Source organism: Streptomyces sp. NPDC085596 (genome assembly GCF_044541565.1).
GTDB lineage: Bacteria > Actinomycetota > Actinomycetes > Streptomycetales > Streptomycetaceae > Streptomyces.
The window spans coordinates 366,864-379,914 of record NZ_JBITTC010000005.1 but is presented as its reverse complement, the minus strand read 5'-3'; the positions used below and the strand labels follow the sequence as shown (position 1 = coordinate 379,914).

Sequence of the window (13,051 nt, the reverse complement as noted above, 5' to 3'; positions counted from 1 at the left end):
CAGGGACTCCCACCGGTCGGCTGAGACAGACCAGAGACGAGGAACCAACCCGTGAGCGACGTCCGTAATGTGATCATCATCGGCTCCGGGCCCGCGGGCTACACGGCGGCGCTGTACACCGCGCGTGCGTCCCTGAAGCCCCTGGTGTTCGAGGGTGCCGTCACCGCCGGTGGCGCGCTGATGAACACCACCGAGGTGGAGAACTTTCCGGGCTTCCCCAACGGCATCATGGGCCCCGAGCTGATGGACAACATGCGGGCGCAGGCCGAGCGTTTCGGCGCCGAGCTGCTCCCGGACGACGTCGTATCCGTCGACCTGACCGGCGACGTGAAGACCGTCACCGACACCGCGGGTACGGTCCACCGGGCCAAGGCCGTCATCGTCGCCACCGGCTCCCAGCACCGCAAGCTCGCGCTGCCCAACGAGGACGCGCTGTCCGGCCGGGGCGTCTCGTGGTGTGCCACCTGTGACGGCTTCTTCTTCCGGGACCAGGACATCGCCGTGATCGGCGGTGGCGACACCGCGATGGAGGAAGCCACCTTCCTCTCCCGGTTCGCCAAGTCCGTGACGATCGTCCACCGCCGGGACACCCTGCGCGCCTCCAAGGCGATGCAGGAGCGTGCCTTCAACGACCCGAAGATCAAGTTCGCCTGGGACAGCGAGGTCGTCGAGATCCTGGGCGAGAAGAAGCTCACCGGGCTGAAGCTCCGCAACCTCAAGACCGGCGAGCTGTCCGACCTGCCCGTCACGGGTCTGTTCATCGCCATTGGCCACGACCCGCGCACCGAGCTTTTCAAGGGCCAGCTGGATCTGGACGCGGAGGGCTACCTCAAGGTGGACGCGCCCTCCACCCGGACCAACCTGCCCGGCGTCTTCGCCGCGGGTGACGTGGTCGACCACACCTACCGCCAGGCGATCACCGCGGCCGGCACCGGCTGCGCCTCGGCCCTGGACTCCGAGCGCTACCTCGCGTCCCTGCTGGACGAGGACGGCCACGCCGAGCCCGAGAAGACCGCCGTCTGACTTACCCCCATCCCCCCCCGAATGATCAAGTGAGGAGCCCGCTGTGGCCGGCACCGTGAAGAAAGTGACTGACGACTCCTTCGACGAGGATGTCCTCAAGAGCGACAAGCCCGTCCTGGTGGACTTCTGGGCCGAGTGGTGCGGTCCGTGCCGCCAGATCGCTCCGTCCCTGGAGGCCATCGCCGCCGAGCACGGCGACAAGATCCAGATCGTCAAGCTGAACATCGACGAGAACCCGGCCACGGCCGCCAAGTACGGCGTCATGTCCATTCCGACGCTGAACGTCTACCAGGGCGGCGAGGTCGTCAAGACGATCGTCGGTGCCAAGCCGAAGGCGGCGCTCGTCCGCGACCTGGACGACTTCATCACCAGCTGACGTTTCACGTGAAACATGGCTCACGAAGGGGCCGGCCCATCAGGGTCGGCCCCTTCGCCATGTTCCGATCCGTATGTTCCGCATCAGTATGTTCCTCACCCGGAAACCGCGAAGACCTTCACAGCGGGCGCAGCGCGGGCTCCTTGTGCACCGCGCCCAGCAGCCGGTCGAGGGCCAGCTCGACGTCGTCCTTCCAGGACAGCGCCGAGCGCAGTTCCAGGCGCAGCCGGGGGTGCCTGGAGTGCTGCCGCACCGTCTTGAAGCCGACGGCGAGGAGATGATCGGCGGGCAGCAGGCAGGCGGGCTCTTTCCAGCGGGTGTCGCCGAACGCCTCGATGGCCTTGAAGTTCCGGCGCAGCAGGTCCTTGGCGACCGCCTGCACCAGTACCCGCCCCAGCCCCTGCCCCTGGTAGCCGGGCATGATGAACGACGTGATGAGCTGCACGGCGTCCGGGGAGACCGGGCTCGTAGGGAACGCCGTCGCGCGTGGGACATAAGCGGGCGGGGCGTAGAGCACAAAGCCGACCGGTACGTCATCGACATAGGCCACGCGGCCGCACGAGCCCCAGTCCAGCAGGACGGCGGAGATCCAGGACTCCTTCTCCATCTCCGTGGTGCCCGCACGCACGGCGGCTTCGGCGCTGACGGGGTCCAGCTCCCAGAAGACGCACGAGCGGCACCGCTGGGGGAGGTCCTGAAGGTTGTCCAGCGTGAGCGGTACGAGCCGACGCCCCATGAAAGCTGTTCCTCGCTTCCTTCGCCGCGTCACATCCGCTCGCATCGTATCCACGATGCGATTCCCTCGATACCGGCGCAAAGCAAAGAGCGGACCGTGTTCCGGTACACACCGGACACGGCCCGCTCTCGCAGTCCCACTGACTGGACGCCCTCCCGGAGTGCTACTCCTCGGACTCGTTCTCCTGGGACCCCTTAGGCAGGATCGGCCCCTCACCAGGAGCCAGCGTGCCGAGGATGCGTTCCAGATCCTCCACCGAAGCGAACTCGACGGTGATCTTGCCCTTTTTCTGGCCGAGATCGACCTTCACGCGGGTCTCGAACCGGTCGGAGAGCCGCGTCGCCAGACCGCTCAGCGCCGGGGAGACCAGAGCGCCGGCCCGCGGTCCCTTGGCACGCTGGGTCCCCTGCGGCCGCGACCCCATCAGCGTCACGATCTCCTCGACGGCCCGCACCGACAGCCCCTCGGCCACGATGCGGTGTGCCAGCCGGTCCTGCTCCTCGGAGTCCTCCACGGACAGCAGCGCCCGCGCATGCCCCGCCGAGAGCACGCCTGCGGCAACCCTCTTCTGCACGGTCGCCGAAAGCTTCAGCAGCCGCAGGGTGTTGGAGATCTGCGGCCGGGAGCGCCCGATGCGGTCGGCCAGTTGGTCGTGCGTGCAGTTGAAGTCCTTGAGCAACTGGTCGTAGGCGTGTGCCTCTTCCAGCGGGTTCAGCTGCGCGCGGTGCAGGTTCTCCAGCAGGGCGTCCAGCAAGAGCTTCTCGTCGTCCGTGGCGCGGACGATCGCCGGGATGGTCTCGAGTTCCGCCTCACGGCTGGCGCGCAGACGGCGCTCACCCATGATCAGTTCATAGCGGTCGCCGCCCAGTTCCCGTACGACGACGGGCTGAAGCAGGCCCACCTCCTTGATGGAGATGACCAGTTCGTTCAGCGCGTCCTCGTCGAAGACCTCGCGCGGCTGGCGCGGGTTCGGCGTGATGGCCTCGATCGACAGCTCGGCGAAGTAGGCCCCGGCGGGCGGTGCGGGCCGCTCGTCGGCCGGGCTCGCCGGAACCTCCTCCATCTCCTGGGCCGCCGACGGCAGGACACCGCCGCGGCCGATCCCGGTGGGCCTGCGGTCGGGCGACAGCGTCGGGCCCGATACCGAGGAGGCGGGCGATCCACCGCCCAGCACGGCCGAAGCCGGGATCTTCTCTGTCGGCGCTGCGGGGATCAGTGCGCCAAGTCCTCGGCCCAGCCCCCTTCGTCGATCACTCACTGCATCCCCTCCACCATGTTCCGGTCGTTCTGGGTGCCGAGATGAGCCCGGGTCGGGTCATAGCCGATCCCCACGCCCCTCAGCGCGATCTCTCGGGCGGCCTCAAGGTAGGAGAGCGCGCCACTCGATCCTGGATCGTAGGTCAGGACCGTCTGTCCATAACTCGGCGCCTCGGAGATGCGGACCGAGCGGGGAATGCTCGTCCGCAGCACCTCGTCGCCGAAGTGGGTGCGTACCTCTTCCGCGACCTGGGAGGCGAGGCGTGTCCGGCCGTCGTACATGGTGAGCAGGATCGTCGACACATGCAGGGACTGGTTGAGGTGACCCCGTACCAGGTCGACGTTGCGCAGGAGCTGGCCCAGGCCCTCCAGCGCGTAGTACTCGCACTGGATCGGGATGAGGACTTCCTGGCCGGCCACGAGTGCGTTGACCGTCAACAGGCCCAGCGACGGCGGGCAGTCGATGAGGATGTAGTCCAACGGCTGCTCGTACGCCTGGATCGCGCGCTGCAACCGGCTCTCACGGGCCACCAGGGAGACCAGTTCGATCTCCGCGCCGGCGAGGTCGATCGTGGCGGGAGCGCAGAAAAGACCCTCGACATCAGAGACGGGCTGGACGACCTCGGCGAGCGGCTGGCTGTCCACCAGGACGTCGTAGATGGAGGGGACTTCCGCGTGGTGGTCGATCCCCAGGGCCGTGGAGGCGTTCCCCTGCGGGTCGAGGTCGATCACCAGGACCCGGCCGCCGTGCAGCGCGAGGGAGGCGGCGAGGTTGACGGTCGTCGTCGTCTTGCCGACGCCGCCCTTCTGGTTGGCGACCACGATGACTCGGGTCTGCTCCGGCCTCGGCATGCCCTCCGCGGCACGGCCAAGGGCGTCGACCGCCACTTGGGCCGCACGACCGATGGGAGTGTCGTCCATCGGAGGCGGTGTTTCACGTGAAACATCCGTCTCCCTCGATTCGGTACGGGGACCGGGGACCGGATCGGTCATCGGTCCCGCGATGTTGGCGTCGGACCGCAAGGATTCACTCTCCTCGACTACAGGCTCGCAATGAACAGAGCCTCCCATGCCTTCGGGGGCGTGAACCAGTGAGCCCTGGCGTTCTGTGGAGAAGTCCACCTCTGTGGACAACTTCGGTACCCCTCCGAGTGAACCAAGAGGCCGCCTGTCGTGGGGTTCTGCCGCGGCGCGACCGCGGCTGATGATGCCGTGCAGCAGAGAGCGACGTTTCACGTGAAACACGATGCACAGCCACGAGGGCCGGGGCTCTGCGACACTCCGGCCCGCCCAGCCGACTAGTCCGGCTGAGGCAGATCACGGAACAAGGAAGCCGGGCAAGAGAAAGCGCCCCCGGCCTCAGCCAGGGGCGCACTCTCCAGGACTCAGCGGCTTAGAACTCAGTGGCCCAGGACTCAGCGGCGACGGCGGGTCCGGCTCGTCCGGGCCGCCTTGGCCCGCTTGGCGGCGAACCGCACACCGCCAGGACTCTCACCGACCTCCACCCGGACCACCGTGGAGAGCGGGTCCACCACGCCCTCGCCCACCTGGAGGACCGAGGTCGACACCGCACCGAGCTTGCTGAGCGCGGTCGACGCCGCCTTCAGCTCCTCCTCGGCGGTGTCACCCTTGAGCGCCAGCATCTCGCCGTACGGCCGCAGCAGCGGGATGCCCCAGGCCGCCAGCCGGTCCAGCGGGGCCACGGCACGCGCGGTCACCACATGGACCGGCGGCACCTTGCCCAGCATCTCCTCCGCCCGGCCGCGGACCACGGTGACATGGTCCAGGCCCAGCAGCTCCACGACCTCGGTGAGGAACGTGGTGCGGCGCAGCAGGGGCTCCAGCAGGGTGATGTTCAGGTCGTCACGCACCAGGGCCAGCGGAATGCCCGGCAGTCCCGCACCCGAGCCGACATCGCACACCGTCACCCCCTCGGGGACGGCCTCGGAGAGCACCGCGCAGTTCAGCAGGTGCCGCTCCCACAGGCGGGGTACCTCCCGCGGGCCGATCAGGCCACGCTGGACTCCTGCCTCGGCCAGCAGCTCCGCATAGCGGACCGCATCGTCGAAGCGATCGCCAAACACTTCCCGCGCCTGTTCGGGCGCGGGGGGAAGCTCAGCTGCCTCCGTCACGGGGACCGTCCTTCCGTACCGCGCCGGTGCTTCACGCACCGGCCCTCAGAACTACCAGGCTGACAAACTTCGGCCCCGTCTGTTGGTCAGACGGGGCCGATGGAACCATGGCGCCGATCAGGCGGGCAGCACGACGACGAAGCGCTGCGGCTCCTCGCCCTCGGACTCGCTGCGCAGTCCCGCACCCTTGATCGCGTCGTGGACGACCTTGCGCTCGAACGGCGTCATCGGCTTGAGCTTCATGGGCTCGCCGCTGCTCTTGACCTCGGCGGCCGCCTTGGCGCCCAGCTCGGCCAGCTCAGTGCGCTTCTGGGCCCGGAAGCCCGCGATGTCCAGCATCAGCCGGCTGCGGTCACCGGTCTCGCGGTGCACGGCCAGACGCGTCAGCTCCTGGAGCGCCTCCAGCACCTCACCGTCCCGGCCGACCAGCTTCTGCAGATCCCGGCCGCTCGCGTCACTGATGATCGAGACGGAGGCGCGGTCGGCCTCCACGTCCATGTCGATGTCGCCGTCGAGGTCGGCGATGTCCAGCAGAGCCTCGAGGTAGTCCGCAGCGATCTCGCCCTCCTGCTCCAGGCGGGTGAGGGTGTCTACACCCTCGGCGGCGGCGGTGGTGGTGCCTTCCGTCACGGGATGGGCTCCTTCTTACTTCTTGGACGGGGACTTGGGCCGCTGGCCACCCTTGCGCTGCCCGGACTGGGCCTTGCTGCGGGTGCCGGAACCGGGCTTCGGGGTCTGCTTGGCGGCCGCGGGCGCGGCGTCCTGCGGCTCGTCGGACTTGCTCAGCGAGAGCGCCTGCTCGGAGGCCGGCTCAGGGGTCGGCTCGGAAGTCGGCTCGGCCTCGTGCGGCTGCTTCTGCCCCGACTGGCGCTGGGACTTGCTCTGCCGCTTGGGCTGCTGACGACGCGCCGCGGCGGCCGCGGTGGGCGTACCGTCCTCGGCCTGGTCGACGGCCTGGCTCTCGCTCTTGACCACGCTGCCGTCGGCCTGGGCCGTGAGTCCCGCCTTGCTGAGGGCGTTGATGAACTTCCGCTCGGCATCGTTACGGTCGCGGCCCTTGGCGACGATCGCCTTGACGATCACCCGGGAGCTGCGGCGGCGGACCTTGCCGTGGTGCGTGACGTGGCCGGTCAGCCGCTCCAGGTAGGCGGCCTGCGCCTTGGAGCCCGGAGTCGGGTTGTTGCGGATGACATACATCTGCTGGCCCATGGTCCACACGTTGGTGGTCAGCCAGTAGATGAGGACACCGACCGGGAAGTTGATGCCGAAGACGGCGAACATGATCGGGAAGACGTACATCAGCATCTTCTGCTGCTGCATGAACGGGGTCTTCACCGAGGTGTCGACGTTCTTCGTCATCAGCTGGCGCTGCGTGTAGAACTGCGACGCCGACATCAGGATGATCATGATCGCGGTGACGACCCGCACATCGGTGACCGTGGCACCGAGCGCTTGGAGGGTGTCCGCGCCGTCCTTGAACTTCGCCGCGAGCGGGGCACCGAAGATGTGGGCCTTACGGGCGCTCTCCAGCAGCGAGTCGTTGATGACGCCGATGGTCTTGCCCGACGCGATGCCGTTGAGCACGTGGTACAGGGCGAAGAAGAACGGCGACTGCGCCAGGATGGGAAGGCACGAGGAGAGCGGGTTGGTACCCGACTCCTTGTACAGCTTCATCATCTCTTCGGACTGGCGCTGCTTGTCGTTCTTGTAGCGCTCCTGGATCTTCTTCATCTCCGGCTGGAGCGTCTGCATCGCCCGCGTGGCCTTGATCTGCTTCACAAAGAGCGGGATCAGGCAGATCCGGATCAGGACCACCAGGGACACGATGGACAGGCCCCAGGCCCACCCCGTGTCCGGGCCGAAGATGGACCCGTACACCGTGTGGAACTGGACGATGACCCAGGAGACGGGTGTCGTGATGAAGCTGAAGAAGCTGGCAATCGTGTCCACTAATCATGCTCCTTGGGCATGGGACGAGGTCTCTGCGGCCGGGCCCGAAGGTGGCTCGGAAGAAAGCTTCGCCTCGGTGGCCGGGTCGGCGGAGTTCCCGCCCTTGCGTGCGCCCCAGGCGTTGCGCAGCATCTCGTGCCACCGCGGGCGCTTGCGCGGCGGGACATGGTCCACACCGCCCAGCGACCACGGATTGCAGCGGAGAATGCGCCAGGCCGTGAGAGCTGTTCCCTTGATGGCACCGTGCCGGTCGATGGCCGTGTAGCCGTAGTGGGAGCACGACGGGTAGTACTTGCACACCGGCCCCAGCAGCGGACTGATCGTCCACTGGTACAACTTGATCAGAGCCAGTAGCGGGTACTTCATCGCGTGCCCCCTCCCATCAGCCGCTGAAGAGCGGCGTCCAGGTCTCGGGCCAGCTGTGCGTGGTCCGCGTCGCCCGATCCGGGCAGCGCGCGTACGACTACCAGGCTACCGGGGGGAATCAGGGCGACTCGGTCACGCATCAGGTGACGCAGTCTGCGCTTCACTGTGTTGCGGACGACCGCGTTTCCCACGGCCTTGCTCACGACGAAACCCGCACGCGTCGGGGAAGCGCTCTCCCCAGGCGCGTGCGGGTTCGTGGCACCGCTACGAAGGTGGACGACGAGAGTCGGGCGACCGGCCCGGCGTCCTCGTCGTACCGCGGATGCGAAGTCCTCGCGCCGCCTCAGCCGGTTTTCGAAGGGCAGCACGATGTCATGACCTGATCGGGATCAGGCGGACAGACGGGTGCGACCCTTGCTGCGGCGGGTCGCCAGGATGGCGCGGCCGGCACGGGTACGCATACGCAGCCGGAAGCCGTGGGTCTTCGCGCGACGACGGTTGTTCGGCTGGAAGGTGCGCTTGCTCACTCGGGGGCTCCAGAAGAAATCGGTAGTGGCGGGGTGCCGTCCTGGCTGTCACCGTGCGCCCACGAGTAGCTCGCAACGCGCCCGAGTGCACCGCTTCCCGATCACCTGAAGTGATCTGTGCCCATCGGAGGCAGGCGGCAGCAGCCATCGACAACTCGACCTGGTCACGGTACGCGCGGCTACGCCATCCGGTCAAACCGGCGCCCGTCGGGGGACACTGTCCACAGGCTGGGGACAACAACTTGAACCCTACCCGCCGCCCTGACTACCGTGGCTGGACTCCGATTCGTTCCCTTGTCCCAGCCCGACCGGGATTGCCCGGCACAGTCCGGCCCGTCCACCTGATTGTCATCCCGACCCATCCCACAACCACACGTTCGTGGGACCTGCGAGAGAGCGTGCCCTGTGGCTGACGTACCTGCCGATCTTGCCGCAGTGTGGCCACGCGTACTGGAGAAACTCCTGGGCGAGGGCCGGGGCCAGGGCGTCGAGACCAAGGACGAGCACTGGATCAGGCGCTGCCAGCCGCTGGCTCTGGTCGCGGACACCGCGCTGCTCGCCGTGCCGAACGAATTCGCCAAGGGCGTACTGGAGGGCCGCCTGGCCCCGGTCGTCAGCGAGACCCTGAGCCGCGAGTGCGGCCGTCCCATCCGGATCGCCATCACCGTGGACGACTCCGTCGGTGGCCCCCCGGCCCCGCAGCCGTCCGACGACCACGAGCAGCCGGACGCCCATGAGCAGAGCGCCCAGCCTCGCTACGAGGAGCCGGAACTTCCCTCGGGCCCCTACGAGGGCTACGGACGCCGCCGCACCGAGGACCACCAGCTTCCGGGCGACGGCCCGGCCGGCCGAGGCGAACGCCCGCCGACCGGGCGCGAGGAGCGGATGCCGACGGCCCGCCCCACCTACCCGGCCGAGTACCAGCGCCCCGAGCCCGGCGCCTGGCCGCGCTCCGGCCAGGACGACTACGGCTGGCAGCAGCCCCGCCTCGGCTACCCCGAGCGCGACCCCTACGCCTCCCCGTCCCAGGACTCCTACGGCGCGCCGGACTACCGCGCGCCCGGCCGCGAGCGCCAGGGGTACGAGCAGCAGCGCCCCGGCTACGACGCACCGCGCCGGGAGTACGGCGCGCCCCGCGCCGAGTACGACCAGCGCGACCCGGTCCGCCGCGAGCTGCCCGAGCCGCCGTCCGACAGCGGCCACCCGCGCCGCGGCGGCGGGACCGGGCGTCCCGAACTGCCTTCCACCGGCCGCGGCGGCTCAGGCTCGTCGTCCTCCTCGTCCCCGGCCGCCGGGGGCCCCGGCGAGCCGACCGCGCGGCTGAACCCGAAGTACCTCTTCGACACCTTCGTCATCGGCGCGTCCAACCGCTTCGCGCACGCGGCCGCGGTGGCCGTCGCCGAGGCGCCGGCGAAGGCGTACAACCCCCTCTTCATCTACGGGGAGTCGGGGCTGGGCAAGACGCACCTGCTGCACGCGATCGGGCACTACGCGCGCAGCCTGTACCCCGGCACGCGCGTGCGGTACGTGAGCTCGGAGGAGTTCACCAACGAGTTCATCAACTCCATCCGCGACGGCAAGGGCGACAGCTTCCGCAAGCGGTACCGGGAGATGGACATCCTGCTCGTCGACGACATCCAGTTCCTCGCGGACAAGGAGTCGACGCAGGAGGAGTTCTTCCACACCTTCAACACGCTGCACAACGCCAACAAGCAGATCGTGCTGTCCTCCGACCGGCCGCCCAAGCAGCTGGTCACGCTGGAGGACCGGCTGCGCAACCGCTTCGAGTGGGGCCTGATCACCGACGTCCAGCCGCCCGAGCTGGAGACGCGGATCGCCATCCTGCGGAAGAAGGCGGTGCAGGAGCAGCTCAACGCCCCGCCGGAGGTGCTGGAGTTCATCGCCTCCCGGATCTCGCGGAACATCCGTGAGCTGGAGGGCGCGCTGATCCGGGTGACGGCGTTCGCCTCGCTCAACCGGCAGCCGGTGGACCTGGGGCTCACCGAGATCGTCCTCAAGGACCTGATCCCCGGCGGCGAGGACTCCGCCCCGGAGATCACGGCCACGGCCATCATGGCGGCCACCGCGGACTACTTCGGGCTCACGGTGGACGACCTGTGCGGCACCTCGCGCGGCCGCGCGCTGGTCACCGCCCGGCAGATCGCCATGTACCTGTGCCGTGAGCTGACCGACCTGTCGCTGCCGAAGATCGGCGCGCAGTTCGGCGGCCGGGACCACACCACCGTCATGCACGCGGACCGCAAGATCCGGGCCCTGATGGCCGAACGGCGCTCGATCTACAACCAGGTGACCGAGCTGACGAACCGCATCAAGAACGGCTGACGCCGGCCGCGTACGAGCTCTGAGGGCGCTCCGGGAGGTCTCCGGGGCGCCCTTCGCCGTTCCCGCGGCGAAGCGTCTGCCGCGAAGGCGGTGCGTGACCGCCCTCAGGCCGAGGATGCCGACCGCAAGCGCCCCCGAGGCCGTCGGCCCTGCCGCAGCCCTCTTTGCCCCGCCGCGGCCCCTCAAGCACCCCCTCAGCACCCCCTCAGCTCCCCCGAAGCCCCTCACGGCGCCCACCCGCCCCGCGGAGCCACCTCGCGGCGCCCGCCCGGCACCCGCGACCGACCCCCGAAGTCACCCGGAAACACCGCCAACCCCCGCCGCGACGCCGTCCAAGCCCCACCCGAGCCCCACCCGAGCCCCGCAGGGCCGTGTCCCACCAGCAACCTTGTGTTCGATTCCCTGTGGGGTTACGGCCTCCCTCCACAGATTTCCCGACTTTCTTCCGCCCACAGCCTGGGGACTGCGAAGTTGTCCCAAGCTGTGTCCACAGGGACCCTGGGCGTTGGGCGTCTGCCCAGCTCAGAGGGCTGTGGATTCGTGGACGAACGATCTCCACAGGGTGTGGACAAAGACTCCGTCCACACCCTGTGCGTAACGTTGTCCACGGCTCGGCCCACAGGTTGGGGGCGGTTGTCCCCAGCAGAAGCCAGCTTCTCCACATCACTGTCCACTGTTCGGCAACTCCACGGGCTCCGTCACTGCGTCGAGTGAAAGCCGTCACACGAAGCTGCCGACCGACCCTGTGGGAAACGTCGCCAAACCTGGGGACGCAGCTGGGGAGAACTTGCCCTGTCCTGTGGGCGGTGTGTGCAGAACTTTCTGTTCTCCACAGAGAGGCCGAGTTTTCCACCGGCTCCGCCCACAGGGGCAGTGGATAAAATTTGGGGTCTGACCTGGGAAAACGAGGTTATCCACGGTATCCACAGCCCCTACTACTACTTCCAACTAGAGAGAGTTAGGAATCCGTTTCGAAGCGGGGCCTGTGCACAACTCGCTGTTTCGAGCCCGGCTGCCGCTCGGCCCGACTTGACCCCGACCGGCACCTGCTGTCAGCGCAGTGCGTCAGACTGGTCACCGGTGTCCTTCCCCCGGCAATGGGCGGCGGCACCGAGTCGGAGGACTCAGACGCAACAGCAGGAGGCGGCTTACGGTGAAGATCCGGGTGGAACGCGACGTACTCGCGGAGGCAGTGGCGTGGGCGGCACGCAGCCTTCCGGCCCGTCCGCCGGCGCCTGTCCTCGCCGGGCTGCTGCTGAAGGCCGAGGAAGGCCAGCTGAGCCTGTCGGGCTTCGACTACGAGGTCTCCGCCCGGGTGGGCGTCGAGGCCGAGGTCGAGGAGGAGGGCACCGTCCTCGTCTCCGGCCGGCTGCTCGCCGACATCTGCCGCGCGCTGCCCAACCGGCCGGTGGAGATCTCCACAGACGGTGTACGGGCGACCGTGGTCTGCGGCTCCTCCCGCTTCACCCTCCACACCCTGCCGGTGGAGGAGTACCCGGCGCTGCCGCAGATGCCGACCGCCACGGGCACCGTCCCCGGCGAGGTCTTCGCGGCCGCCGCGTCCCAGGTGGCCATCGCCGCCGGGCGCGACGACACGCTGCCCGTCCTCACCGGTGTGCGCATCGAGATCGAGGGCGACACCGTCACCCTGGCCTCCACCGACCGCTACCGCTTCGCGGTCCGCGAGTTCCTGTGGAAGCCGGAGAACCCGGACGCCTCCGCGGTCGCCCTGGTCCCGGCCAAGACGCTGCTGGACACCGCCAAGTCGCTCGGCGCCGGTGACAGCGTCACCCTGGCGCTCTCCGGCTCCGGTTCGGGCGAGGGCCTGATCGGCTTCGAGGGCGCCGGTCGCCGCACCACCACGCGGCTGCTCGAGGGCGACCTGCCGAAGTACCGCACGCTGTTCCCGACGGAGTTCAACTCGGTCGCCGTGATCGAGACCGCCCCCTTCGTGGAGGCCGTCAAGCGCGTCGCCCTGGTCGCCGAGCGCAACACCCCGGTGCGGCTGAGCTTCGAGCAAGGCGTGCTGATCCTGGAGGCCGGCTCCAGCGACGACGCACAGGCTGTGGAAAGGGTCGACGCCCAGCTGGACGGCGACGACATCTCGATCGCCTTCAACCCGACCTTCCTGCTGGACGGCCTGAGCGCGATCGACTCACCCGTCGCCCAGCTGTCGTTCACCACGTCCACCAAGCCGGCGCTGCTCAGCGGCAAGCCCGCGCTGGACGCGGAGGCGGACGACGCCTACAAGTACCTGATCATGCCGGTGCGGCTGAGCGGCTGAGTCGGGCTCCCCGGCAAAAGCCCAGGTGGGGGCGTACGTATGAGCGCGTATGCCCAC

The 13,051-nt window shown here is 68.7% G+C and carries 13 protein-coding genes; 4 read left to right on the top strand and 9 right to left on the bottom strand.

What is annotated here, in order from left to right; genetic code table 11:
• Nucleotides 1-51: 51 nt before the first annotated feature.
• A complete protein-coding gene (gene trxB, locus ACIGA3_RS17835; protein ID WP_399716255.1) occupies nucleotides 52-1,023 on the top strand; it encodes a thioredoxin-disulfide reductase in 972 nt (323 codons plus the stop codon).
• 43 nt (nucleotides 1,024-1,066) lie between these two features.
• A complete protein-coding gene (gene trxA, locus ACIGA3_RS17830) occupies nucleotides 1,067-1,399 on the top strand; it encodes a thioredoxin (RefSeq protein WP_399716253.1) in 333 nt (110 codons plus the stop codon).
• 118 nt (nucleotides 1,400-1,517) lie between these two features.
• Here trxA and ACIGA3_RS17825 read toward each other — a convergent pair whose 3' ends face one another.
• From ACIGA3_RS17825 to rpmH, 9 genes are all read right to left on the bottom strand, one after another.
• On the bottom strand, nucleotides 1,518-2,135 hold the full coding sequence (locus tag ACIGA3_RS17825; protein WP_399716250.1) for a GNAT family N-acetyltransferase: 618 nt from the start codon (nucleotides 2,133-2,135) through the stop codon (nucleotides 1,518-1,520).
• A gap of 163 nt (nucleotides 2,136-2,298) precedes the next feature.
• Complete coding sequence (locus ACIGA3_RS17820) at nucleotides 2,299-3,393, bottom strand: ParB/RepB/Spo0J family partition protein (RefSeq protein WP_399716247.1); 1,095 nt, start codon at nucleotides 3,391-3,393, stop codon at nucleotides 2,299-2,301.
• A complete protein-coding gene (locus tag ACIGA3_RS17815; RefSeq protein WP_399716244.1) occupies nucleotides 3,390-4,463 on the bottom strand; it encodes a ParA family protein in 1,074 nt (357 codons plus the stop codon). The genes ACIGA3_RS17820 and ACIGA3_RS17815 overlap by 4 nt, the downstream gene beginning before the upstream one ends.
• Nucleotides 4,464-4,807: 344 nt before the next feature.
• Nucleotides 4,808-5,524, bottom strand: coding sequence for a 16S rRNA (guanine(527)-N(7))-methyltransferase RsmG (gene rsmG / locus ACIGA3_RS17810; protein ID WP_399570095.1), 717 nt, complete (start codon nucleotides 5,522-5,524; stop codon nucleotides 4,808-4,810).
• 117 nt (nucleotides 5,525-5,641) lie between these two features.
• A complete protein-coding gene (locus ACIGA3_RS17805; protein WP_399716240.1) occupies nucleotides 5,642-6,154 on the bottom strand; it encodes a protein jag in 513 nt (170 codons plus the stop codon).
• 15 nt (nucleotides 6,155-6,169) lie between these two features.
• Nucleotides 6,170-7,474: a membrane protein insertase YidC gene (gene yidC / locus ACIGA3_RS17800; RefSeq protein ID WP_399716238.1), complete on the bottom strand. Its 1,305-nt coding sequence runs from the start codon at nucleotides 7,472-7,474 to the stop codon at nucleotides 6,170-6,172.
• Between the two features lie 3 nt (nucleotides 7,475-7,477).
• Entirely contained in the window at nucleotides 7,478-7,840 is a 363-nt protein-coding gene (gene yidD / locus ACIGA3_RS17795) for a membrane protein insertion efficiency factor YidD (RefSeq protein WP_030806014.1), read from the bottom strand.
• Nucleotides 7,837-8,208: a ribonuclease P protein component gene (rnpA, locus tag ACIGA3_RS17790; RefSeq protein ID WP_399716235.1), complete on the bottom strand. Its 372-nt coding sequence runs from the start codon at nucleotides 8,206-8,208 to the stop codon at nucleotides 7,837-7,839. Before rnpA ends, yidD begins: the two co-directional genes overlap by 4 nt.
• A gap of 21 nt (nucleotides 8,209-8,229) precedes the next feature.
• Nucleotides 8,230-8,367 (bottom strand): 50S ribosomal protein L34, encoded by a 138-nt coding sequence (rpmH, locus tag ACIGA3_RS17785; protein ID WP_064728817.1) that lies wholly within the window; start codon nucleotides 8,365-8,367, stop codon nucleotides 8,230-8,232.
• Nucleotides 8,368-8,772: 405 nt separating this feature from the next.
• Here rpmH and dnaA point away from each other — a divergent pair, with 405 nt between their 5' ends.
• The gene (gene dnaA / locus ACIGA3_RS17780) at nucleotides 8,773-10,710 is read left to right on the top strand and encodes a chromosomal replication initiator protein DnaA (protein WP_399716232.1); all 1,938 of its coding nucleotides are present in this window, start codon (nucleotides 8,773-8,775) and stop codon (nucleotides 10,708-10,710) included.
• Between the two features lie 1,153 nt (nucleotides 10,711-11,863).
• Nucleotides 11,864-12,994 (top strand): DNA polymerase III subunit beta, encoded by a 1,131-nt coding sequence (gene dnaN, locus ACIGA3_RS17775; RefSeq protein WP_030806004.1) that lies wholly within the window; start codon nucleotides 11,864-11,866, stop codon nucleotides 12,992-12,994.
• The last annotated feature ends 57 nt before the right edge of the window (nucleotides 12,995-13,051 follow it).